At 56.6% G+C, this 21,378-nt stretch carries 22 protein-coding genes and 1 other RNA gene; 19 read left to right on the top strand and 4 right to left on the bottom strand.

The features are described from left to right. Positions 1–153: 153 nt before the first annotated feature. The 7 genes from rplM (at position 154) to AACY26_RS04470 (ending at position 4,964) form a co-directional block, all read left to right on the top strand. Entirely contained in the window at positions 154–582 is a 429-nt protein-coding gene (gene rplM / locus AACY26_RS04500) for a 50S ribosomal protein L13 (RefSeq protein WP_069897891.1), read from the top strand. Positions 583–596: 14 nt separating this feature from the next. Continuing rightward, positions 597–989 (top strand): 30S ribosomal protein S9, encoded by a 393-nt coding sequence (gene rpsI, locus AACY26_RS04495; RefSeq protein WP_010489856.1) that lies wholly within the window; start codon positions 597–599, stop codon positions 987–989. A gap of 254 nt (positions 990–1,243) precedes the next feature. Further along, positions 1,244–1,837 carry a ubiquinol-cytochrome c reductase iron-sulfur subunit gene (gene petA / locus AACY26_RS04490; protein ID WP_339511363.1) on the top strand — a complete coding sequence of 198 codons (594 nt, stop codon included), beginning with the start codon at positions 1,244–1,246 and terminating at the stop codon, positions 1,835–1,837. Continuing rightward, entirely contained in the window at positions 1,837–3,048 is a 1,212-nt protein-coding gene (locus tag AACY26_RS04485) for a cytochrome b (RefSeq protein ID WP_339511361.1), read from the top strand. The genes petA and AACY26_RS04485 overlap by 1 nt, the downstream gene beginning before the upstream one ends. Continuing rightward, entirely contained in the window at positions 3,048–3,827 is a 780-nt protein-coding gene (locus tag AACY26_RS04480; protein WP_339511359.1) for a cytochrome c1, read from the top strand. The genes AACY26_RS04485 and AACY26_RS04480 overlap by 1 nt, the downstream gene beginning before the upstream one ends. 88 nt (positions 3,828–3,915) lie before the next feature. Continuing rightward, positions 3,916–4,533 carry a glutathione S-transferase N-terminal domain-containing protein gene (locus AACY26_RS04475; protein WP_339511357.1) on the top strand — a complete coding sequence of 206 codons (618 nt, stop codon included), beginning with the start codon at positions 3,916–3,918 and terminating at the stop codon, positions 4,531–4,533. Between the two features lie 17 nt (positions 4,534–4,550). Continuing rightward, positions 4,551–4,964 carry a ClpXP protease specificity-enhancing factor gene (locus AACY26_RS04470; protein WP_339511355.1) on the top strand — a complete coding sequence of 138 codons (414 nt, stop codon included), beginning with the start codon at positions 4,551–4,553 and terminating at the stop codon, positions 4,962–4,964. A 59-nt stretch (positions 4,965–5,023) separates the two neighbouring features. On the opposite strand, the gene AACY26_RS04465 is transcribed toward AACY26_RS04470, so the two are convergent. The 4 genes from AACY26_RS04465 to AACY26_RS04450 form a co-directional block, all read right to left on the bottom strand. Beyond that, entirely contained in the window at positions 5,024–5,557 is a 534-nt protein-coding gene (locus AACY26_RS04465) for a BON domain-containing protein (RefSeq protein WP_339511353.1), read from the bottom strand. Beyond that, a complete protein-coding gene (locus AACY26_RS04460) occupies positions 5,554–6,147 on the bottom strand; it encodes a phosphoheptose isomerase (protein WP_029529668.1) in 594 nt (197 codons plus the stop codon). The genes AACY26_RS04465 and AACY26_RS04460 overlap by 4 nt, the downstream gene beginning before the upstream one ends. 84 nt (positions 6,148–6,231) lie before the next feature. Further along, complete coding sequence (locus tag AACY26_RS04455; RefSeq protein ID WP_339511345.1) at positions 6,232–6,606, bottom strand: YraN family protein; 375 nt, start codon at positions 6,604–6,606, stop codon at positions 6,232–6,234. Further along, positions 6,599–8,410, bottom strand: coding sequence for a penicillin-binding protein activator (locus AACY26_RS04450; RefSeq protein WP_339511343.1), 1,812 nt, complete (start codon positions 8,408–8,410; stop codon positions 6,599–6,601). Before AACY26_RS04450 ends, AACY26_RS04455 begins: the two co-directional genes overlap by 8 nt. A gap of 235 nt (positions 8,411–8,645) precedes the next feature. On the opposite strand from AACY26_RS04450, the gene rsmI reads away from it, so the two are divergent. The 12 genes from rsmI to murG all read left to right on the top strand — a co-directional run bounded on the left by rsmI (position 8,646) and on the right by murG (position 21,361). Then, positions 8,646–9,551, top strand: a complete 906-nt coding sequence (gene rsmI / locus AACY26_RS04445) for a 16S rRNA (cytidine(1402)-2'-O)-methyltransferase (RefSeq protein ID WP_339511341.1) — start codon at positions 8,646–8,648, stop codon at positions 9,549–9,551. 136 nt (positions 9,552–9,687) lie between these two features. Next, an RNA gene (rnpB, locus tag AACY26_RS04440) (RNase P RNA component class A) lies at positions 9,688–10,045 on the top strand. A gap of 312 nt (positions 10,046–10,357) precedes the next feature. Beyond that, complete coding sequence (gene mraZ / locus AACY26_RS04435) at positions 10,358–10,813, top strand: division/cell wall cluster transcriptional repressor MraZ (RefSeq protein ID WP_010489877.1); 456 nt, start codon at positions 10,358–10,360, stop codon at positions 10,811–10,813. A gap of 2 nt (positions 10,814–10,815) precedes the next feature. Then, entirely contained in the window at positions 10,816–11,757 is a 942-nt protein-coding gene (gene rsmH, locus AACY26_RS04430) for a 16S rRNA (cytosine(1402)-N(4))-methyltransferase RsmH (protein WP_339511338.1), read from the top strand. Further along, on the top strand, positions 11,754–12,047 hold the full coding sequence (gene ftsL / locus AACY26_RS04425; RefSeq protein ID WP_339511336.1) for a cell division protein FtsL: 294 nt from the start codon (positions 11,754–11,756) through the stop codon (positions 12,045–12,047). The genes rsmH and ftsL overlap by 4 nt, the downstream gene beginning before the upstream one ends. Continuing rightward, positions 12,044–13,777, top strand: coding sequence for a peptidoglycan D,D-transpeptidase FtsI family protein (locus AACY26_RS04420; protein WP_445261271.1), 1,734 nt, complete (start codon positions 12,044–12,046; stop codon positions 13,775–13,777). The genes ftsL and AACY26_RS04420 overlap by 4 nt, the downstream gene beginning before the upstream one ends. Continuing rightward, on the top strand, positions 13,777–15,255 hold the full coding sequence (locus tag AACY26_RS04415) for a UDP-N-acetylmuramoyl-L-alanyl-D-glutamate--2,6-diaminopimelate ligase (protein WP_339511334.1): 1,479 nt from the start codon (positions 13,777–13,779) through the stop codon (positions 15,253–15,255). The genes AACY26_RS04420 and AACY26_RS04415 overlap by 1 nt, the downstream gene beginning before the upstream one ends. Then, the gene (locus AACY26_RS04410) at positions 15,248–16,627 is read left to right on the top strand and encodes a UDP-N-acetylmuramoyl-tripeptide--D-alanyl-D-alanine ligase (RefSeq protein WP_339511332.1); all 1,380 of its coding nucleotides are present in this window, start codon (positions 15,248–15,250) and stop codon (positions 16,625–16,627) included. The genes AACY26_RS04415 and AACY26_RS04410 overlap by 8 nt, the downstream gene beginning before the upstream one ends. Beyond that, on the top strand, positions 16,627–17,709 hold the full coding sequence (gene mraY / locus AACY26_RS04405) for a phospho-N-acetylmuramoyl-pentapeptide-transferase (protein ID WP_339511330.1): 1,083 nt from the start codon (positions 16,627–16,629) through the stop codon (positions 17,707–17,709). The genes AACY26_RS04410 and mraY overlap by 1 nt, the downstream gene beginning before the upstream one ends. A gap of 7 nt (positions 17,710–17,716) precedes the next feature. Beyond that, a complete protein-coding gene (gene murD, locus AACY26_RS04400; protein ID WP_339511328.1) occupies positions 17,717–19,063 on the top strand; it encodes a UDP-N-acetylmuramoyl-L-alanine--D-glutamate ligase in 1,347 nt (448 codons plus the stop codon). Further along, a complete protein-coding gene (ftsW, locus tag AACY26_RS04395) occupies positions 19,063–20,301 on the top strand; it encodes a putative lipid II flippase FtsW (RefSeq protein WP_339511326.1) in 1,239 nt (412 codons plus the stop codon). Before murD ends, ftsW begins: the two co-directional genes overlap by 1 nt. Then, on the top strand, positions 20,291–21,361 hold the full coding sequence (gene murG / locus AACY26_RS04390; protein WP_339511325.1) for an undecaprenyldiphospho-muramoylpentapeptide beta-N-acetylglucosaminyltransferase: 1,071 nt from the start codon (positions 20,291–20,293) through the stop codon (positions 21,359–21,361). Before ftsW ends, murG begins: the two co-directional genes overlap by 11 nt. The last annotated feature ends 17 nt before the right edge of the window (positions 21,362–21,378 follow it).

Raw genomic sequence — 21,378 nt, 5'->3', positions numbered from 1 at the left:
CCGTCTGCCGAAGAAATCTTGCCGTGTAACGGACGCGCTGACCCGAGCCCCCGATAGCGTCTGTCTCCGGCTGCCTTTGACCTTGTCAAAGTACGCACTATTCAGTAAGATCCGCCGTCTTATTTATCAGGGCGGCCCCTGAGGCTATAAAGAATGAAAACTTTTACTGCTAAACCAGAAACAGTAAAGCGCGACTGGTTTGTCGTCGACGCTGCTGGTCAGACCCTGGGTCGTCTGGCTACCGAAATCGCTACCCGTCTGCGTGGCAAGCACAAGCCTGAATACACTCCGCACGTTGATACTGGCGACTACATCGTCGTAATCAATGCTGAGCAGGTACGTGTTACCGGTGCCAAGACTACCGATAAAATGTATTACTCTCACTCCGGTTTCCCGGGTGGCATCAAGTCGATCAACTTTGAAAAACTGATCGCCAAGGCGCCAGAGCGCGTGATCGAGACCGCGGTTAAAGGCATGCTGCCTAAGAACCCGCTGGGTCGCGACATGTACCGTAAGCTGAAAGTCTATGCGGGCGCTGCTCACCCTCATACTGCTCAGCAGCCCCAAGAACTGAAGATTTAACGGAATAGTTCATTATGTCGGCGACTCAAAATTACGGCACTGGCCGTCGCAAAACTGCAACCGCACGCGTTTTCCTGCGTCCGGGTAACGGCAGTATCTCTATCAATAACCGCACTCTGGACGTGTTCTTCGGTCGCGAAACTGCCCGCATGGTAGTTCGTCAGCCGCTGGAACTGACCGAGATGACCGAAAAGTTTGATATCTTCGTTACCGTTGTTGGCGGTGGTGTAAGTGGTCAAGCTGGCGCAATCCGCCACGGTATCACTCGTGCGTTGATGGATTATGACGAAACTCTGCGTCCAGCTCTGCGTAAAGCAGGCTACGTGACTCGTGATGCTCGTGAAGTTGAACGTAAGAAGGTTGGTCTGCGTAAAGCGCGTAAGCGTCCGCAGTACTCGAAGCGTTAATTCGCGACCTGCGTTCAAAAGCGCCCAGTTTCCTTTCGGAGCTGGGCGTTTTTTATGGGTGCTAAACTAGTCTGCGACATCGTGACGCATACATAGATTGCGCGCGTGCTAAGGTGTTTAGAGCTTTTGCTGGGGTAATTAACCTTGTCACAAAAGGGGCTTTTCTTTACCATTTGGCGAATTTTTTGCGCGACCAGAATTTTACTTAGTATAGGCCTGAATAACAGGCCACAAAGCTGATGGGAGACGACTGAATGAGCAATGACGGCGTGAATGCAGGCCGGCGTCGCTTCCTCGTAGCGGCCACCTCTGTGGTGGGCGCTGCAGGAGCGGTGGGTGCCGCGGTCCCGTTCGTGGGGTCATGGTTCCCAAGCGCTAAGGCCAAGGCTGCCGGTGCACCTGTGAAGGTGAACGTAAGCAAGGTCGAGCCGGGGCAGCAGATGATTGCTGAATGGCGGGGGCAGCCGGTGTTTATCGTGCGCCGCACTGAGGAAATTCTCGGTAACCTGACCAAACTCAATGACCGTGTAGCGGACCCTGAGTCGAAGGCCTCTGTACAGCCTGAGTATGTGGATCCGGTGACTCGTTCGATCAAGCCGGAAATACTGATCCTTGTTGGTATCTGTACTCACTTGGGTTGCTCGCCGACTTTCCGTCCAGAAGTTGCTCCGGCAGATTTGGGGCCAGATTGGCTGGGCGGCTATTTCTGCCCTTGCCATGGTTCGCACTATGACTTGGCGGGTCGCGTATACAAGTCGCAGCCTGCTCCGTTGAATCTGCCAGTGCCGCCATATTCATATGACTCGGATGACATTGTCACCGTTGGCGTGGATCAGGAGAAAGCTTGATGAGCAAGTTCATGGAATGGGTTGACGCCCGCTTTCCCGCCACAAAAATGTGGGAAGACCACCTCAGCAAGTACTACGCACCGAAGAACTTCAACTTCTTCTACTTTTTTGGCTCGCTGGCCCTGTTGGTTCTGGTAAACCAGATCCTGACGGGTGTTTGGCTGACCATGAGCTACACGCCGTCAGCTGAAGAAGCGTTTGCTTCGGTCGAATACATCATGCGTGATGTCGACTATGGTTGGATCATCCGTCTGATGCACTCAACCGGTGCTTCGGCATTCTTCGTTGTAGTCTATCTGCATATGTTCCGCGGCCTGCTGTACGGCTCATACCAGAAGCCTCGCGAGCTGGTTTGGGTCTTCGGCATGCTGATTTACCTGGCGCTGATGGCTGAAGCCTTCATGGGTTACCTCCTGCCGTGGGGCCAGATGTCCTACTGGGGCGCCCAGGTAATTATCTCGCTGTTCGGTGCAATCCCAGTTATCGGTGATGACCTGACTCAGTGGATTCGTGGTGACTACCTGATTTCCGGGATTACCCTGAACCGTTTCTTCGCCTTGCATGTCGTGGCCCTGCCAATCGTCATTCTTGGCTTGGTGGTCTTGCATATCCTGGCGCTGCACGAAGTGGGTTCGAACAACCCGGATGGCGTTGACATCAAGAAAAAGAAAGATGAAAACGGCATTCCGCTCGATGGCATCCCGTTCCATCCGTACTACACCGTAAAAGATATCGTGGGTGTGGTGGTGTTCCTGTTTGTCTTCTGCGCGATTATCTTCTTCTTCCCTGAAATGGGTGGTTACTTCCTCGAGAAGCCTAACTTTGAAGTTGCAAACGCATTCAAGACGCCAGAGCACATTGCCCCGGTTTGGTACTTCACGCCGTTCTACGCAATTCTTCGAGCCGTTCCTGACAAGCTCCTGGGCGTAATCGCCATGGGTGCAGCTATTGCCGTGTTGTTTGTGTTGCCTTGGTTGGATCGCAGTCCGGTCAAATCGATGCGTTACAAAGGCTGGCTAAGCAAGATTTGGCTGCTGGTGTTCTGCATCTCCTTCGTCATCCTCGGTGTTTTGGGTGTGTTGGCGCCGAACCCAACGCGTACGTTGATCTCGCAGATTTGTACTTTCCTGTATTTCGCGTACTTCATCCTGATGCCGTTCTACACCAGGATGGAAAAAACCAAACCGGTTCCGGAAAGGGTGACTGGCTGATGAAAAAGCTATTTGCAGCAATGATTGTGGCGGTTCTGCCGGTATTCGCTTTCGCTAATACTGGAGGTGATCTGCCGCACAAGATCGATGTCGATCTGACAGACAAGGCCGCTATGCAGGACGGTGCGCGTACCTTTGCAAACTATTGCATGGGTTGCCACGGTGCCAAGTTCCAGCGTTATGAGCGTGTTGCCGATGATCTCGGTGTTCCGCACGAAATCATGCTTGATAACCTGGTTTTCACTGGTGGTAAGATCGGTGATCACATGCAGAGCAGCATGCGCTCTGAAGATGCCAAGGGCTGGTTTGGTGCCGCGCCTCCTGATCTGACTCTGGTCGCTCGTGTTCGTGGCAACGATTGGTTGTACAGCTATCTGCTTAGCTTCTACGAAGATCCAGCCCGTCCATTGGGTGCGAACAACACTGTATTCCATAACGTGGGCATGCCTAACGTTTTGGTTGGATTGCAGGGTCGTCAATACATGGGTTGCAAGCAGGTCCAGGTTGTTGAAGACGGTAAGAAGCAATATGACCCGCTGACGGGCACGCCTATTACCCACAAAGCCTGTGATCAGTTGGTTGTCGAGCCTAAGACCGGTTCGCTGACTGAAGAAGAGTTTGATGAGAAGGTCAAGAATCTGGTGACCTTCCTGGCTTACTCGGCAAACCCGGTAAAACTGGAAAGCCAGCGCATCGGTACCTACGTTCTGCTGTATCTTGCCTTCTTCTTCGTATTTGCTTACTTGTTGAAGCGTGAATACTGGAAGGACGTGCATTAATCTGTAGCGCTCTGTTGTTGACCTGCGCGCCCTACTGGGCGCGCAGGTTTTTCTGCTTCATATAACTTTATAAGCGAGGAGGACCGCCATGGGCGTGACCAATCGGTTGGCCTGTTACTCCGACCCCGCCGACCACTATTCCCACCGCGTACGTATTGTGCTCGCCGAGAAGGGTGTCAGCGCTGAGATCATTACTGTCGAGCCGGGTCGTTACCCGCCAAAGCTGCTAGAGGTAAATCCTTATGCCAGCTTGCCGACGTTGGTTGATCGTGACTTGGCGTTGTATGAGTCGACTGTGGTGATGGAATACCTGGATGAGCGTTATCCACACCCGCCGCTGTTGCCGGTTTACCCGGTAGCTCGTGCGAACAGCCGTTTGTTGATCCATCGTATCCAGCGTGACTGGTGTGCCTTGGTCGACCTGATTCTCGATCCGCGTAGTAAAGAGCCAGCCCGCGTGCAAGCGCGCAAGGAACTGCGTGAGAGCCTGACGGGCGTATCGCCATTATTTGTCGACAAACCCTACTTTCTCAGTGAAGAGTTGAGCTTGGTAGACTGCTGCTTGTTGCCGATTCTCTGGCGTCTGCCAGTTTTGGGTATTGAGCTGCCAAAACCCGCTAAACCGCTGCTCGAATACATGGAGCGGCAGTTCGCCCGTGAGGCCTTCCAGGCCAGTTTGTCCACGGTTGAACGTGATATGCGTTAACGCGCGAGGAGAGACCTATGAACTCGAGTCGTCCCTACCTGGTTCGTGCTCTGTATGAGTGGATTGTTGATAACGACTGCACGCCACACTTGTTGGTCAATGCCGAGTATCCGGGCGTGCAAGTGCCAGCAGGCTTCGCCAATGATGGGCAGATAGTGCTTAACGTATCGCCCAGTGCTGTTCGTCACTTGCATATGGACAACGAGGCGGTGAGCTTCGAGGGCCGCTTTGGTGGTGTGGCGCACACCCTGTACGTGCCGGGACCGTCGATTCTTGCTGTTTATGCGCGTGAAAATGGCCAGGGCATGGTCTTTGACATAGAGCCGCCTGCGGTTGATGAAGAAGAAGCGCAGGCTCCTGATGATCAGGGCCCGCCCGAGACCGATCCGCCACGTCCAAGTGGCCGGCCAAGCTTGAAGGTCGTGAAGTAGGTTCAAGGTATCAATAAAAAAGGCGATCCGAAGATCGCCTTTTTTGTGCCTGCAAGGTGCTAGTTGATGTACTGGAACAGTTTTATGATCTTCTGCACACCAGACACGCCTTGTACTACTTGCGCGGCGCTCTGGGCCTCCTGGCGCGTTACCAGGCCCAGCATGTAAACAATGCCGTTCTCGGTTATCACCTTGATGTTGGTGCTGGGTACGTTGCTGTTGGCAAGCATTTCAGTTTTGATTTGCGCCGTCAGCAGCGAATCGTTACTGCGTGCGATCAATGAAGTCGGTGGCAGGATTTGCAGTTCGTTGTAGACCTTCTTCACGCCTTGAACGCTGTTGGCTGCTTTTTCGGCAGTTTGCTTGAGTTCTTCGCGCGGGGTTTGGCCGGCCAGCAGTACGATGCCGTTATAGCTACTGACAACGATATGCGACGTCGGGCTGGTCAGGTCTGGGCTGGCGTTTTGCACGGCGCTGCGCACGTCAGGGTCGAGCAGTTTGTCGTCAATCGAATTGCCGATGCTGCGGTTGCTGCAGCCACTAACCAGAAGGGTTAGCGCGAGTGCTGCAATAGCCAGTGGTGAACGGATCATTCTTCACTCCCAAATAGTAGGCTGTCGATTAGGTCGCACAAGCAGTGAATGGTCAGAAGGTGAACTTCTTGTATGCGTGCGGTGGATTTTGCCGGAACGCGGATTTCCACATCCTCGGGTAACAGCAGCGAGGCCATGTTGCCGCCATCGCGGCCGGTGAGCGCAACCACAGTCATTTCACGATCATGCGCGGCCTGAATGGCCTGAATGACGTTGGCTGAGTTGCCGCTGGTGGAAATTGCCAGGAGTACGTCGCCAGGTTGGCCCAGTGCACGTATCTGCTTGGAGAAAATCTCGTTGTAGCTGTAGTCATTGGCAATCGAGGTGATTGTCGAGCTGTCGGTGGTCAATGCGATGGCTGGCAGGCTTGGACGCTCACGTTCGAAGCGGTTGAGCAGCTCCGAAGAAAAGTGCTGTGCATCGCCAGCCGAGCCGCCATTGCCACAGGCGAGAATCTTGCCCTCGTTCAGCAGGGCGTTAACCATCGCCATGCTGCCTTGCTCGATGAGTGGTGCAAGGACTTCCATTGCCTGCTGTTTAGTGTCGATGCTGGCTTGGAATAACTGGTGAATACGGGCTTGCATATCCATCGAAGATGTCACCTTAAGTTTTGCGGGTGCAGAGGTTTAAGCGAGTTGGGGCTGCCTTATTGTGACAATGAATGGCTAAGTTGTTCAGGTATCAAACGCATTTTTAATCCAATTCAATTGCAACTTGCCTTTGCTGTCGGGGTTTATGGCGACAACATCAAAGCGGCAGGGGTGTTGGTTCCAGCGTGATTCTTGTTGCAAAAAGGTCATGGCCGCTTGCGTGAGTTTACCGCGCTTGCGCCTATCAACGCTTTCTGTCGCGCCGCCCCAGGCGTTGTGGTGGCGATAGCGAACTTCGACAAATACTACTGTATCGATGTCGAGCATGACCAGATCAAGCTCACCGCTCCTGCACCTCCAGTTTTTTGCGATGAGGCGCAGGCGGTGTTTCTCGAGGTATTGGCAAGCCATCGCCTCGGCAGCGTTGCCGCTGCTTTGGCTGCTGGTGCGATCAATCAAGCGGGGTGTCGGGCAGGCGCTGGATCTGGCCGCCAGTGAATTGTGCCCAAGGCAGTTGGCGCACAACCCGTTGCTGGGCGTCCAGGCTGAGGCTGCCGGTAAGGCCGTCGATTCGTGTGCTAGGCAGCGCCTTTAGTTGCTCCAGGCGCGGTGCCAGGATAAAGGCGTCAGCGCCCATTGCGTAGAGACGGCCGAGGCTGCCGCCTGCTTGAGGCCATTGGTTGACTACAAGTTGGCGAGTTGGATCGTCAGTGTTGAGCATCCATGGGGTTTCAGCGAACTGGATGCCTTCCATGTCCAGGTACTGGGCCTGGTTGTATACGCCACTATTGAGGGTGGATGTGGCGTAGACCGGCATGTCTCCTGCGTACTGGAACACCAATGTTGGCTTTATTTGCTGTGCTTGCTGCGGCGTGGCGGCAAGGAACATGAAGTCAACATCCTGGCGGCGCGAAGGTTGTGCAGCGACTTCGGTGCCAAGTTTTTCCTCGATGCTTTTGCTGCGCGCTTCACTTTGGCGCAGTTGTAGCAACTTGCCGATTTGCTGGGCTAGCTCAACGGGTTGGGCGATGCTCTGTGCTGCAAGCAGTTCGCCGCCCTGGGCTTCCCAGCTCTGGCGGAACGCAGCCAGGACGCGATTGCCCCAGTCGCCGCTCGGTGCTAGCGCGATTGCGCGACGCATGCCGTCAGACCAGGCGCGCCGTGCTGCTTCGCGTGCTTCATCTTCAGCGGCAAGACCAAATTGGAACAGCTGCGCTGGGCCTTCTTGTTCGCTTTGGCTGTAGTTCAGGGCCAGGGTGGTGATGGGCAGTTGTTCGCGGCTGCTGAGTTGAGTTACCAGTTCTTTTTCAAGTGGGCCAACCACCAGTTGCGCACCAGCGCTTTGCGCTTGCTGGTAAAAACTGTCCATGGAGCTGATGCGTGAGCTGTCGTAGATCTGCACGTCAGGCAGGGTTTCACCCGCTTGCTGGGCCTGGTAGTACGCGGCCATAAAACCATCGCGTAGAGCACGGCCAACACTGGAAAGCTTGCCTTCTTGGGGCAGGAGCAGGGCAATTTGGCCAATGGGTTCGCTCGACAGCTGTTTCAGGTCTTGCAGGGGCTTGGGTAATTGCGCGGCTGCAGGGTGGGCTGGGTGAGTGGCGACCCAGTTATCAATGGCGGCTTGCTGCTGTTCAAGGGTCACTGCGCTTTTCGATGCGCTGGCAAGTGCCAGCCAACCAGTCAGGTCGGCATCGCCGGTGGTTTGCAGTTGGTCGGCAGGCAGGCGTGAAACCAGCGCCCAGATCGCTTCGTGGTTGCTTGCAGCCGTCGCATCGCTGAGCAGAGGGGCGATGTAGATGCGTTCGCGGGCTGCGGCAAGCAGTTGGCCGTCTTGCTCCAGTGCTTTGGCGCGGGTCAGTTGGCTGCGCACCTGTTGCTCGACCGGCAGTTCACCAAGCCGCTCGAAGCTTGGGTGGCTAAGCGCTTGAAGGGCGGCCTTGGGGTTTTTCCGCGCCAATGCCAACTCGGCAGCAAGGGTGCTGGCGAATATCTGTTGGGCTGGCTTGAGCGTTTCAAGCTGAACTTGTTCAAGAATGCTGCTGGAGCGGCCAATATCCTTTTGTTTATAGGCCTGGTCTGCTGCAGACAGGCGCAATAAGTTGGCTTCCTCGGTCTGCGCATCTCCAGCCTGCTGGAGCAATTGCTCAATGCTGGCTTGAGGTGTGCGCGGTAGTTCACCGACAGAGTTTGATGAGCTGGCACAGGCGGCAAGCAAGCCGACAAGGCAAAGGAGGAGAAGCGGGCGCAGGCGGGCGATCATGTAAGCGTTCCTGATACTTGATCAAATGAGGGGTGAATTGTACCCAAGCTATGCCGAAGGTGCGATCTCGGCAGCGCTAAGGAATCTCTTAAAAACGACTGCGCTAGGTATTGCTGCGTTGAAAAAAATGCTCAAAATGCTCATTTAGGGCCACTAAACTGCGCTTTTCGCACCTTTTCGCCTTGCACTCCCGGCGCTCGCTACTTTTTTCAGAAGATTCCCTAAACGGGCTACAATGCGCGTTTTAGTGATAAATAAGGCCTGTGCAGTGACTTCTACAGATGCGTTGAGTTCAGGTTTGGGCACGCTTTATGTGGTTGCCACGCCGATTGGTAACTTGGATGACATGAGTGCCCGTGCCTTGAAGGTGCTGGCCGATGTGACGCTTATTGCTGCAGAGGATACCCGGCATTCGGCGCGCCTGATGCAGCACTTTGGTCTATCTACGCCATTGGCGGCCTGTCATGAGCACAATGAGCGGGATCATGGCGGTAAGTTTTTGCAGCGCTTGCAGGCGGGGGAAGATGTTGCGTTGATTTCCGATGCCGGTACGCCGTTGATTTCCGATCCTGGCTATCACCTGGTGCGCCAGGCGCGTGCCGCCGGTGTCGCCGTGGTGCCGGTGCCCGGGGCCTGTGCATTGATCGCTGCGCTGTCGGCTGCGGGCTTGCCGTCGGATCGCTTTATCTTCGAGGGCTTCTTGCCGGCTAAGTCGGTGGGCCGTCGCTCACGCCTTGAACAAGTGAAAGAGGAGCCGCGCACGCTGATCTTTTATGAGGCGCCACACCGTATTGCCGAGTGTCTTGAGGATATGCGCTCGATTTTTGGCGATGAGCGCCCGGCACTGTTGGCGCGTGAGCTGACCAAGACCTTCGAAACCCTCAAGGGCTCGCCGCTGGCTGAGCTGAGTGCGTGGGTGGCGGCGGACAGTAACCAGCAGCGTGGCGAATGTGTTGTGCTGGTCGCTGGCTGGCAAGCACCGGAAGGTGAGGCCGCGGTCAGTGCTGAAGCGATTCGCGTGCTCGACCTGTTGTTAAAGGAGATGCCATTGAAGCGCGCGGCAGCTTTGGCGGCTGAAATCACCGGCGTGCGCAAAAACCTGCTCTATCAGTTGGCGCTGGAGCGTCAATCGGCGAAGTAATTGCAAAATGGCGTTGATTTTGCGGCTTGTGTTCAGTTTGTGCGCCGTGGTTTGAGTCGTGAATATCGGGTTTTTACCGCGCCAGTGCTCGGTTACGCTTGTTCTAATGTGCAAGTGCAATTACCCTAGTCGGCGGAGAGTCGATCGGACAGTCGCTGCTGCGCTTTGTTTACAAGGTGCGGGGGAGGAAAGTCCGGGCTCCATAGGGCGGAGTGCCAGGTAATGCCTGGGAGGCGTGAGCCTACGGAAAGTGCCACAGAAAATAACCGCCTAAGCGCTTCGGCGCCGGTAAGGGTGAAAAGGTGCGGTAAGAGCGCACCGCACGGCTGGTAACAGTCCGTGGCTAGGCAAACCCCACTCGGAGCAAGACCAAATAGGGTTTCATTGGCGTGGCCCGCGCTGAAACCGGGTAGGTTGCTAAAGGCGTACAGTGATGTGCGTCGTAGAGGAATGACTGTCCTCGACAGAACCCGGCTTACAGATCGACTCTCCACCTTTCTTCCTGGTAGTACGCTTGGTGTCCTTCCTGGCGGTTCTAATACCTAAATAATCTTACTCTTAACAAACTACTTTAAGTTTGAAGCGCAGTGGCGTGTATGCGCTGGCATTTAGTCTTTGAATGTCGACTTAAGCTGTTCTCCCACCTTCGTAAAATTCGCTAAATCTCCGTTCTATAAGGGTTTTTCCCTGTTTAAGCACCTTGACGGTGGGGCATGCGCGTTCCTATAGTGTGCGCAGGTGGTAAGAAGTGGCGAAAAGTGGGTTTTTTGGGCATGGATAGCTAAATAACAAGGGGAAACGCAATCGTGTTTCGTGGAGCCAACACCATAAGTCTCGACGCAAAAGGTCGACTCGCGATGCCAAGCCGGTATCGCGACGAGCTCGTGTCGCGCTGTGCTGGCCAGTTAATTATCACGATTGATGCGATTGACCCTTGCTTATGTGTGTATCCACTGACCGAGTGGGAGCTGATCGAAGCCAAACTTCGTGAGCTTGCCTCCTTTCGTGAAGAAAACCGTCGTTTGCAACGCTTGTTGATCGGTAATGCGGTTGACCTTGAGCTCGATGCCAGCGGTCGCTTTCTGGTGCCACCCCGCTTGCGCGAATACGCCAAGCTGGACAAGCGCGCCATGTTGGTCGGCCAACTCAATAAATTTCAATTGTGGGATGAAGACTCCTGGAATGCAGTGGCAGATGCCGATTTGGCAGCCATCAAGCAACCGGGTGCTTTGTCTGACGATCTACGTGACTTGATCCTGTGACTATGAATAGCGATTTTCGCCATATAACAGTGCTGCTCGACGAGGCTGTCGCGGGGCTGGCTGTGCGCGCGGGTGGTCGCTATATCGATGGCACCTTCGGCAGGGGTGGGCACAGCCGGCTTATCCTTGACTCGCTCGGCCCTGATGGCCAATTGCTGGGGTTTGATAAGGACCCCCTGGCAATAGCCACGGGGAAAGCGCTAGCGGCCGAAGACGGCCGCTTTGTCGTTGTACAGAGAAGTTTTGCGGAACTTTCTGCCGAGGCCGCTGTCCGCGGCCTGTCGGGTAAGGTCAGCGGCATTCTTCTCGATCTCGGTGTTTCCTCGCCTCAGTTGGACGATGCCAGTCGTGGCTTCAGCTTCCTCAACGATGGCCCGCTGGATATGCGCATGGATCCATCGCGTGGCGTCAGTGCGGCGCAGTGGATTGCCAGTGCCAGCGAAGAAGAAATTGCTCGCGTTTTCAAAGAGTACGGCGAAGAACGGTTCGCCAAGCGCATGGCGCGCGCCGTGGTCATGCGTCGCGCGGAGCAGCCTTTTGAACGCACCGCTGATCTGGCGCAGGTGCTGACTGTTGCCAATCCCGCATGGGAGAAAGGTAAGAATCCGGCGACTCGTGCGTTCCAAGGCTTGCGCATCTATATCAATAACGAGTTGGGTGACTTGGAGCTCGGGCTTGACGCTGCTTTGGACGCTCTAGAAGTCGGTGGGCGCTTGGTTGTGATCAGCTTCCACTCGCTGGAAGACAGGATTGTTAAGCAGTTCATGCGTAAACACGCCAAGGGCGAGCAGGACAAGCTGCCCCGTGATCTGCCCATTATTCCTAAAGCCTTCGAGCCACGCTTGAAACTGATCGGTAAGCCGGTATTTGCTTCTGAAGCCGAACTCAAGGCGAACCCGCGCTCACGCAGCGCGGTCATGCGTATCGCGGAGAAGCTGCGATGAACCTGCGCGTGGCGAAATCCTTTCCGCGCGGCAGCCTGTTGATGCTGGTGCTGTTTATCGCAGTGCTGGCTTCATCACTGGCGGTGTCGTATTGCGCGCATTGGAATCGCCAACTGCTCAACGAGCTTTATGCTGAGTTGAGTGTGCGCGACAAGGCTCAGGCCGAGTGGGGGCGCTTGATCCTTGAGCAAAGCACCTGGACTGCACACAATCGTATTGAAACCCTGGCCAGCGAACAGCTGAACATGCGCATCCCCGACGCCGCAGAAGTGCGCATGGTGAAGCCATGATCAAGCTCGAAGGCGCTCTTTATCCATGGCGGTTTCGCCTTGTGCTGTTGCTCTTGGCCGCGATGGTCTGTGCAATTGTTTGGCGCATCGTTGACCTGCAGATTTTCGATCACGACTTCTTGCAGGCGCACGGTGATGCGCGCAGCGTTCGCCATATCCCAATTCCTGCCCATCGCGGCCTGATGACTGATCGCAATGGCGAGCCGTTGGCGGTGAGTACGCCGGTGACCACCCTTTGGGCCAATGGTAAGGAGTTGCAAGGCGCCAAAAGCATGTGGCCGACCTTGGCTGAAGCCCTGGGGCAAAAGCCGGATGATTTCGCCAAGCGCCTGCAAGCTAACGCCAAGCGCGAGTTTATGTACCTGGTGCGTGGCCTGACGCCGGAGCAAGGTCAAAAAATTCTCGATCTCAAGGTGCCTGGGGTTTATTCGATCGAAGAATTCCGCCGTTTCTATCCAGCCGGGGAAGTGGCTGCCCACGTGGTCGGTTTCACCGATGTCGATGATCGCGGACGTGAAGGCATGGAACTGGCGTTCGACGAGTGGCTGGCGGGTGTGCCGGGCAAGCGTCAGGTGCTCAAGGATAGGCGCGGCCGGTTGATCAAGGATGTGCAGGTCACCCAGAACGCCAAGGCCGGCAAGGCATTGGCGTTGTCTATTGACCTGCGCCTGCAATACCTGGCGCATCGAGAGCTGCGCAATGCACTGGTTGAGTTCGGCGCCAAGGCAGGCAGCCTGGTAATGGTTGATGTTAAGACCGGGGAAATCCTGGCCATGGTCAACCAGCCTACCTACAACCCGAATAACCGCCGCACCATTCATCCGGCGGCCATGCGTAACCGGGCCATGACCGACGTGTTCGAGCCGGGCTCGACGGTCAAGCCGTTTTCGATCAGTGCTGCCTTGGAGACAGGGCGCTGGAAGCCAACCGATACAGTTAATGTGGCGCCGGGTTGGCTGCGTATTGGTAAGTACACCATTCGCGATGTATCGCGTAACAGCGGTGTGCTCGACCTGACCGGCATCCTGATCAAGTCGAGCAACGTCGGGGTCAGCAAGGTCGCCTTCGACATCGGCGCAGAAGCAATCTACAGCGTTATGCAGCAAGTGGGTTTTGGTCAGGATACTGGCCTGAGCTTCCCGGGCGAGCGAGTCGGTAACCTGCCGAACCATCGCAAGTGGGGGCAGGCCGAGACTGCAACCCTGGCTTATGGTTATGGCCTGTCGGTAACCGCTGTACAGCTTGCCCATGCCTATTCAGTGCTGGCAAACAACGGCCGTTCGGTGCCTTTGTCGCTGATCCGCGTCGATAAAACACCCGACAGCGTCCAGGTTATTCCAGAAGATATCGCCAAGACAGTGCAGGGCATGTTGCAGCAAGTTATTGAAGCGCCGGGCGGCGTTTACCGTGCCAAGGTGCCTGGCTATCACGTGGCCGGCAAGAGCGGCACGGCGCGTAAGACCACAGCCGGCACAAAGGGCTATACCCCTCATTCCTACCGCTCGTTGTTCGCCGGTTTTGCTCCTTCGCATAACCCGCGAATTGCCTTGGCCGTGGTGATTGATGAGCCCACTAAAGATGGCTACTACGGCGGTCTGGTTTCGGCGCCGGTGTACAGCCGTGTGATGGCCGGTGGCCTGCGCTTGATGAACGTGACACCTGACAATTTGCCATCTGAAGAAGATGTGAAAACAGTTGATGCAACATCGAATAAAGGAGGGCGCGGCTGATGCCAATGCCTCTTAATCAGCTGTTACCTAAAGCGAGCAGCAGTGTTTTGATCCGCGAGCTGACACTTGACAGCCGCAAGGTGAGGCCGGGTGATCTGTTTTTGGCGGTGCCGGGCCTGAGCCAGGACGGTCGCGAGCATATCGCCGATGCGCTTGAGCGTGGTGCCGCTGCGGTGGCCTATGAAGCGGGCGGAGCCTTCGACATGAGCGTCGATAAGGCCGAACTGGTGGCAATCAAGGATTTGGCAGGCCAGTTGTCGGCGATTGCCGGACGCTTTTATGGCGAACCAAGCCGTGGCTTGCATATGGTCGGCATCACCGGCACCAACGGTAAAACCAGTGTCAGCCAGTTGTTGGCCCAGGCGCTGGATATGCTTGGCGAGCGTTGTGGGATTGTAGGCACCCTCGGCAATGGTTTTTATAACGGCCTTGCCCAAGGCCTGCATACCACGCCTGATCCGATTGGCGTACAGGCAGTACTGGCTGACCTGAAAAAGTCCGGCGCCCGCGCACTGGCGATGGAAGTCTCATCCCACGGGCTGGATCAAGGCCGGGTTGCTGCACTTGATTTCAATGTTGCGGTGTTTACCAACCTGTCCCGTGATCATCTCGACTACCACGGCACCATGGAAAACTATGCCGCGGCCAAGGCCAAGCTGTTTGCCTGGCCGAACCTGCGTTGCCGGGTGATTAACCTCGATGATGGGTTCGGCAAGCAACTGGCCGCGCAAGATCATGAGTCGCGTCTGATCAGCTACAGCCTGGATAATGCGGATGCTTATCTGCATTGCCGCGACGTGCAGTTTGACGATCACGGTGTGCGCGCGACGCTGGTTACACCGCGCGGCGAAGGCAGCCTGCGCAGCGCGTTGCTGGGCCGCTTCAATCTGAGCAATCTGCTCGCAGTGGTTGGCGCCTTGCTCGGACTGGACTATGCGCTGGATGAAATTCTTAAAGTGCTGCCAAGCCTGCAGGGCCCAATTGGTCGCATGCAGCGCCTGGGTGGTGTGGAAGTCGCTGGGGTCAAGCAACCGCTGGTTGTAGTCGACTACGCCCACACGCCGGACGCCCTGGAAAAAGTTCTCGAAGCCCTGCGCCCTCACGTCAAGGGCAAGCTGCTCTGCGTGTTTGGCTGTGGCGGCGACCGTGACCGCGGTAAGCGCCCGCTGATGGCCGCGGTGGTTGAGCGCTTGGCTGATCAGGTCATCGTCACTGATGACAATCCGCGTAGCGAGAAACCTGAGCAAATCTTCGCCGATATTCGTGACGGTTTGGTGAATGCCGATAGCGCACAATTTATTGCCGGTCGCGGCGTTGCCATCGCCCAGGCGATAAGCGTTGCCAAGGCTGATGACGTGGTGGTGCTTGCAGGTAAAGGACACGAGGATTACCAGGAAATCAACGGTTTGCGTCAGCCATTCTCCGATTTGCAAGAAGCGGCCAAGGCTTTGTCTGCATGGGAGGTGGCTCATGCTTAAGGCCTTGCGACTAAGCGAAATTGCTGACGCCTTGAATGCACGCCTGATTGGCAAAGATTGCGCATTTGCTGCAGTGGGCACCGATAGCCGCTCGATCAAACCGGGGCAATTGTTTATCGCCCTGAGCGGGCCGAATTTCGATGGCCACAATTATCTGGCCGAAGTGAGTGGCAAAGGGGCTGTCGCCGCATTGGTCGAGCGTGAAGTTGCAAATGCGCCGCTGCCACAGTTGCTCGTTGCCGATACACGTCGTGCCTTGGGCCAACTGGGCGCGCTTAATCGCCAGGCATTTGGTGGGCCGTTGGTTGCCGTGACAGGTTCCAGCGGTAAAACCACTGTTAAGGAAATGCTTGCCAGCATCCTGCGCGAAGCTTTTGTTGAGCATGGTGATGCAGTATTGGCCACTCGCGGCAACCTGAACAACGAGTTGGGCGCGCCGCTGACCCTGCTTGAACTGGGGCCGGAGCATAAGGCTGCGGTGATCGAGCTGGGTGCATCCGGGGTGGGCGAGATTGCTTACACCGTGTCCCTGGCCAAGCCGCAGGTTGCGATTATCACCAATGCTGGCACCGCCCATGTGGGCGAGTTTGGCGGGCCTGAAAAAATCGTCGAGGCCAAGGGCGAGATTCTGCAAGGCCTGGGGGATGATGGCGTTGCGGTGCTTAATCGCGATGATAAAGCCTTCGCAATATGGGCTGAAAAGGTCAAGGGCAAGCAGTTGTTGAGCTTCTCTGTAGGCAACAGTGCGGCAGACTTCTTCGCCAGCGAGATCGCGCGCGACTCCCGTGGTTGCACGAACTTCCACCTGCACAGCGAGCAAGGGCAAGCACGTATCCAGCTCAACGTACTGGGTGAACATAATGTCGGCAATGCCTTGGCTGCAGCTGCTGCGGCAAGTGCATTGTCAGTGCCGCTGGTTGATATCAAGGCCGGGCTTGAAGCGCTGCTTCCGGTCAAGGGGCGCGCTGTTGCGCAATTGACCGCCAATGGCATGCGCGTAATCGATGACAGCTACAACGCCAATCCGGCCTCAATTTGTGCAGCGATTGACATCCTCGCTGGATTCTCCGGGCACAAAGTACTGGTGCTGGGTGACATGGGTGAGCTGGGCGGCTGGGCCGAGCAGAGCCATCGCGATGTAGGCAAATACGCCAAGGGTAAGGTTGATGCGCTGTTCGCCGTTGGCCCGCTGATGGCTTACGCGGTAGAAGAATTTGCAAGCAATGGCCGGCACTTTGCCGATCAAGCCAGTCTGATCGAAGCCTTAAAGGCCGAGAGCAGCGACACCACAATTCTAATTAAAGGTTCACGCAGCGCCGCGATGGAAAACATCGTGGCGGCGCTTTGTGGCATATCTGGGGAGAAACACTAATGCTGCTGCTGCTGGCTGAGTACCTGCAACAGTTCCACACAGGTTTCGCGGTGTTCCAATACCTGACACTGCGCGGCATCCTTGGTGTGCTCACGGCGCTGGCGTTGTCGCTGTGCCTGGGACCGTGGATGATCCGCACCCTGCAAATCCGTCAGATTGGCCAGTCGGTGCGCAATGATGGCCCGCAGTCGCACCTGTCGAAGAAAGGCACGCCAACAATGGGTGGCGCGCTGATTCTCTCTGCGATTGCCGTCAGCACCTTGCTTTGGGCCGATCTGAGCAACCGTTATGTCTGGGTGGTGTTGGCCGTGACCCTGCTGTTCGGCGCCATTGGCTGGGTCGATGACTACCGCAAGGTGATCGAGAAGAACTCCCGAGGCTTGCCGAGCCGCTGGAAGTATTTCTGGCAGTCGGTGTTTGGTCTTGGCGCGGCGGTCTTTCTGTTTATGACTGCGCAAACGCCGGTCGAAACCACACTGATCCTGCCACTGCTTAAAGATGTCAGCATTCCTTTGGGCGCTGGCTTCGTGATCCTGACGTATCTGGTTATTGTCGGCTCAAGCAACGCAGTCAACCTGACCGACGGCCTCGACGGCCTGGCCATTCTGCCAACCGTGATGGTCGGCGGCGCGCTGGGCATCTTTTGCTACCTGTCGGGCAACATCAAGTTTGCCGATTACCTATTGATTCCCTATGTACCGGGGGCTGGCGAGCTGATCGTGTTCTGCGCCGCATTGGTCGGTGCTGGCCTGGGCTTTCTCTGGTTCAACACCTATCCGGCGCAAGTCTTCATGGGCGACGTTGGCGCGCTGGCGCTGGGCGCTGCGCTGGGCACCATTGCCGTGATCGTGCGCCAGGAAGTAGTGCTGTTCATCATGGGCGGTGTGTTCGTGATGGAAACCCTGTCGGTGATCATCCAGGTTGCATCCTTCAAATTGACCGGCAAGCGGGTTTTCCGCATGGCACCGATCCATCACCACTTTGAACTCAAGGGCTGGCCTGAACCACGCGTCATCGTTCGCTTCTGGATCATCACCGTGATTTTGGTGTTGATCGGCCTTGCCACTCTTAAACTGCGCTGAGGACGAGATGAGTCTGATTGCTTCTGACCACTTCCGCATTATTGTCGGCCTCGGCAAGAGCGGCATGTCCCTGGTGCGCTTCCTCGCGCGTCAGGGTGTGCGCTTTGCCGTGGTTGATACGCGTGCGAATCCGCCGGAGCTGAGCACCTTGCGTGAACAGTTCCCGCAGGTTGAAGTGCGTTGTGGTGATCTGGACGTCGAGTTCCTCTGCCGTGCCAGTGAATTACTGGTGAGTCCGGGCATTGCGGTTGCAACCCCGGCGCTGCAAGAAGCAGCGAGCCGTGGGGTGAAAATTTCCGGCGATATCGAGTTGTTTGCGCGCAACGCGAAGGCGCCAATCATCGCGATCACCGGTTCCAATGCGAAAAGCACGGTAACCACCCTGGTCGGTGAAATGGCCATGGCGGCGGGTAAGAAGGTGGCGGTCGGCGGCAACCTGGGGACGCCAGCGCTGGATCTGCTCAACGATGAGGTTGAGCTGTACGTCATGGAGTTGTCGAGCTTCCAGTTGGAAACAACCGACCAGCTTGATGCTGAAGTGGCGACATGCCTGAACATCAGCGAAGACCACATGGATCGCTACAGCGGTTTGCCGGCTTATCACCTGGCCAAGCATCGGATCTTCCGTGGCGCTAAACAGGTTGTGGTTAACCGTGATGATGCCTTGTCGCGCCCGCTGATTGCCGATCAAGTGCCTTGCTGGAGCTTTGGCTTGGGCAAACCGGACTTCCAGCGTTTTGGCCTGATCGAGGAGCAGGGTGAGAAATTCCTGGGCTTCAAGTTCGATCGCCTGATGCCCGTGCGCGAATTGAAGATTCGTGGCGCGCACAACCAGTCCAACGCATTGGCGGCATTGGCCCTGGGCCACGCTGTCGGCTTGCCGATGCAGGTCATGCTGGACACGCTCAAAGATTTCCCTGGCCTGGTCCATCGCTGCCAATGGGTGGGTGAGCGCAATGAAGTCGCTTATTACGATGATTCCAAGGCAACCAACGTTGGTGCTGCGTTAGCGGCTATCGAAGGCTTGGGGGCTGATATTCAGGGCAAATTGGTGTTGATTGCCGGCGGTGATGGCAAAGGTGCTGATTTCTCGGCGCTACGTAAACCCGTCGCCCGTTTCTGTCGCGCTGTGGTGTTGCTGGGGCGTGATGCCGAACGCCTGGCACAGGCGCTGGGTGATGCTGCGCCGTTGATCCAGGTTAAAACCTTGGAAGAAGCCGTACAGCGCTGCGCTGAACTGGCTGAACCGGGCGATGCGGTATTGCTGTCGCCAGCTTGCGCCAGTCTTGACATGTTCAAGAACTTTGAAGAGCGCGGACGTTTGTTCAGCCAGGCAGTGGAGGGTCTCAACTGATGTTGTCCTTCCTGCGTCCTTATCCTTCGCCATTGTTCAGCCGCCGCGGCTTTGACATGGATTTCGGCATGCTTGCCGGTTGCCTGGCATTGCTTGGACTGGGCTTGGTGATGATTTCATCGGCTTCAACCGAAGTGGCTGCGGTCAATACCGGCAACCCGCTGTACTACATGATCCGTCATCTGGTTTACCTGTTGATCGGGCTTGGTGCAGCGGCAGTTGTGGTGATGATTCCGCTGGCTACCTGGCAGCGTTGCGGCTGGATCTTGCTGATCGCCGCGATGGGGTTGCTGGTCATGGTGCTGATTCCGGGCGTCGGTCGCGAGGTCAATGGTTCGATGCGCTGGATCGGCTTTGGCGCCTTTAACGTCCAGCCCTCTGAAATCGCCAAGGTCTTTGCGGTGATCTATCTGGCTGGATACCTGGTTCGACGCCAAGAGGAAGTTCGCGAAAGCTGGGCCGGTTTCTTCAAGCCTTTTGTCGTGCTGCTGCCGATGGCCGCATTACTGCTGGCTGAGCCAGATTTTGGTGCCACCGTGGTGATGTTCGGCGCGGCGGCTGCAATGCTGTTTCTCGGTGGGGTTGGTCTGTTCCGCTTTGGTCTTATGGTGTTGCTGGCCGTTGGCGCAGTCGCCGTGCTGGTACAAGACCCGTATCGCTGGGCGCGTATGACTAACTTTGCCGACCCGTGGGCTGATCAGTTCGGCGCAGGCTACCAGCTCAGCCAGGCACTGATTGCCTTCGGTCGTGGCGAATGGTTTGGGGTTGGCCTGGGTAACAGCATCCAGAAGCAGTTTTATTTGCCAGAAGCGCACACTGACTTTGTGTTCTCGGTACTTGCCGAAGAGCTGGGTATGGTTGGCGCGCTGGCGACGGTTGCTTTGTTCGTATTCGTTTGTGTGCGTGCGCTGTACATCGGTTTGTGGGCTGAGCGTGCCAAGCAGTTCTTTGCTGCCTACACCGCCTACGGCCTGGCATTCCTGTGGATTGGTCAATTCCTGATCAATATCGGGGTGAACATCGGCCTGTTGCCGACCAAAGGCTTGACCTTGCCATTCCTGAGCTACGGCGGCAGCTCGCTGGTTATCTGCTGCATCAGCCTGGCGCTGTTGCTACGTATCGAGTGGGAGTGCCGCAACCAATTCGGCAGTGAAGATGCCGACTTCGATGAGTCGGATTTTGCCGAAGAAGCGCCGATCAAACCGATTCCTGCCAAGGAGGCCAGTCATGCGCGGTAATGTGCTGATTATGGCCGGTGGGACCGGCGGGCATGTGTTCCCGGCATTGGCCTGTGCGGCTGAATTCAAGGCCCGTGGCTACAGTGTGCACTGGCTGGGTACGCCGCGTGGCATCGAAAACGAATTGGTGCCTGCCGCCGGTTTGCCGCTGCACCTCATTGATGTGTCTGGTCTGCGCGGCAAGGGCAAGCTGTCGCTGCTCAAGGCACCTTTGCAACTGCTTAAGGCCTTGTTCCAGGCGCGCAAGGTGATGCGCGAGCTCAAGCCGGTTTGCGTACTGGGCATGGGCGGTTATGTCACAGGTCCTGGCGGCTTGGCTGCCAAGCTGGCTGGCGCGCCGTTGATCATCCACGAACAGAATGCTGTCGCGGGTACGGCTAACCGCAGCCTGGTGCCTTTCGCCAGCCGCGTGTGCGAAGCCTTCCCAAATACCTTTGCGGCCTCCGCTAAACGCCGCACAACCGGTAACCCTGTGCGTGAGGAACTGTTTCTCGAAACCCCACGCGACAGCTTGCAGGGGCGTAAGCCACGGTTGTTGGTGATGGGCGGCAGTCTGGGCGCCGAACCCCTTAATAAATTACTGCCAGCGGCCTTGGCTCAAGTGGCTGTCGAGCTGCGGCCTGAAGTGTTCCATCAGGCAGGCAAGCAACACGCCGAAATTACTGGCGAACGTTATCGCGAAGCGGGCGTCGAAGCGCAGGTCGCGCCTTTCATCAAGGACATGGCGCAGGCCTACGCCTGGGCTGATTTAGTGATTTGCCGTGCTGGCGCGCTGACCATCAGTGAGCTGGCGGCTGCCGGGCTGGCTGCCTTCCTGGTCCCGCTGCCCCATGCCATTGATGATCACCAAAGCCGCAATGCCGATTATCTGGTGAGTGAGGGCGCCGCTGTCCTCCTGCCACAACGCTCCACTGATGCAGCCGCGCTCGCTGCACAGCTGACCGAGGTTTTGATGCACTCCGAACAACTGACCGCTATGGCCGCCAAGGCACGCCAATTGGCGAAACCTGATGCAACCCGCACTGTCGTCGATATCTGCCTGGAGGTGGCCCGTGGTTGAGAATCAAAAAGCTTATC

This window comes from Pseudomonas sp. RL_15y_Pfl2_60 (assembly GCF_963970595.1).
GTDB lineage: Bacteria > Pseudomonadota > Gammaproteobacteria > Pseudomonadales > Pseudomonadaceae > Aquipseudomonas.
The sequence above is the reverse complement of the archived record's forward strand: the minus strand, read 5'-3'. Positions and strand labels throughout refer to the sequence as shown.

Coding starts and splice junctions, on each gene's coding strand:
- AACY26_RS04410 (WP_339511332.1), top strand. CDS start 15,248: ATGCTTAAGGCCTTGCGACTAAGCGAAATTGCTGACGCCTTGAATGCA.
- AACY26_RS04450 (WP_339511343.1), bottom strand. CDS start 8,410: ATGATCGCCCGCCTGCGCCCGCTTCTCCTCCTTTGCCTTGTCGGCTTG.
- AACY26_RS04475 (WP_339511357.1), top strand. CDS start 3,916: ATGGGCGTGACCAATCGGTTGGCCTGTTACTCCGACCCCGCCGACCAC.
- murG (WP_339511325.1), top strand. CDS start 20,291: ATGCGCGGTAATGTGCTGATTATGGCCGGTGGGACCGGCGGGCATGTG.
- ftsW (WP_339511326.1), top strand. CDS start 19,063: ATGTTGTCCTTCCTGCGTCCTTATCCTTCGCCATTGTTCAGCCGCCGC.
- AACY26_RS04485 (WP_339511361.1), top strand. CDS start 1,837: ATGAGCAAGTTCATGGAATGGGTTGACGCCCGCTTTCCCGCCACAAAA.
- rpsI (WP_010489856.1), top strand. CDS start 597: ATGTCGGCGACTCAAAATTACGGCACTGGCCGTCGCAAAACTGCAACC.
- petA (WP_339511363.1), top strand. CDS start 1,244: ATGAGCAATGACGGCGTGAATGCAGGCCGGCGTCGCTTCCTCGTAGCG.
- AACY26_RS04470 (WP_339511355.1), top strand. CDS start 4,551: ATGAACTCGAGTCGTCCCTACCTGGTTCGTGCTCTGTATGAGTGGATT.
- ftsL (WP_339511336.1), top strand. CDS start 11,754: ATGAACCTGCGCGTGGCGAAATCCTTTCCGCGCGGCAGCCTGTTGATG.
- AACY26_RS04415 (WP_339511334.1), top strand. CDS start 13,777: ATGCCAATGCCTCTTAATCAGCTGTTACCTAAAGCGAGCAGCAGTGTT.
- AACY26_RS04460 (WP_029529668.1), bottom strand. CDS start 6,147: ATGGATATGCAAGCCCGTATTCACCAGTTATTCCAAGCCAGCATCGAC.
- AACY26_RS04480 (WP_339511359.1), top strand. CDS start 3,048: ATGAAAAAGCTATTTGCAGCAATGATTGTGGCGGTTCTGCCGGTATTC.
- rsmI (WP_339511341.1), top strand. CDS start 8,646: ATGCGCGTTTTAGTGATAAATAAGGCCTGTGCAGTGACTTCTACAGAT.
- AACY26_RS04420 (WP_445261271.1), top strand. CDS start 12,044: ATGATCAAGCTCGAAGGCGCTCTTTATCCATGGCGGTTTCGCCTTGTG.
- AACY26_RS04465 (WP_339511353.1), bottom strand. CDS start 5,557: ATGATCCGTTCACCACTGGCTATTGCAGCACTCGCGCTAACCCTTCTG.
- mraY (WP_339511330.1), top strand. CDS start 16,627: ATGCTGCTGCTGCTGGCTGAGTACCTGCAACAGTTCCACACAGGTTTC.
- rsmH (WP_339511338.1), top strand. CDS start 10,816: ATGAATAGCGATTTTCGCCATATAACAGTGCTGCTCGACGAGGCTGTC.
- rplM (WP_069897891.1), top strand. CDS start 154: ATGAAAACTTTTACTGCTAAACCAGAAACAGTAAAGCGCGACTGGTTT.
- murD (WP_339511328.1), top strand. CDS start 17,717: ATGAGTCTGATTGCTTCTGACCACTTCCGCATTATTGTCGGCCTCGGC.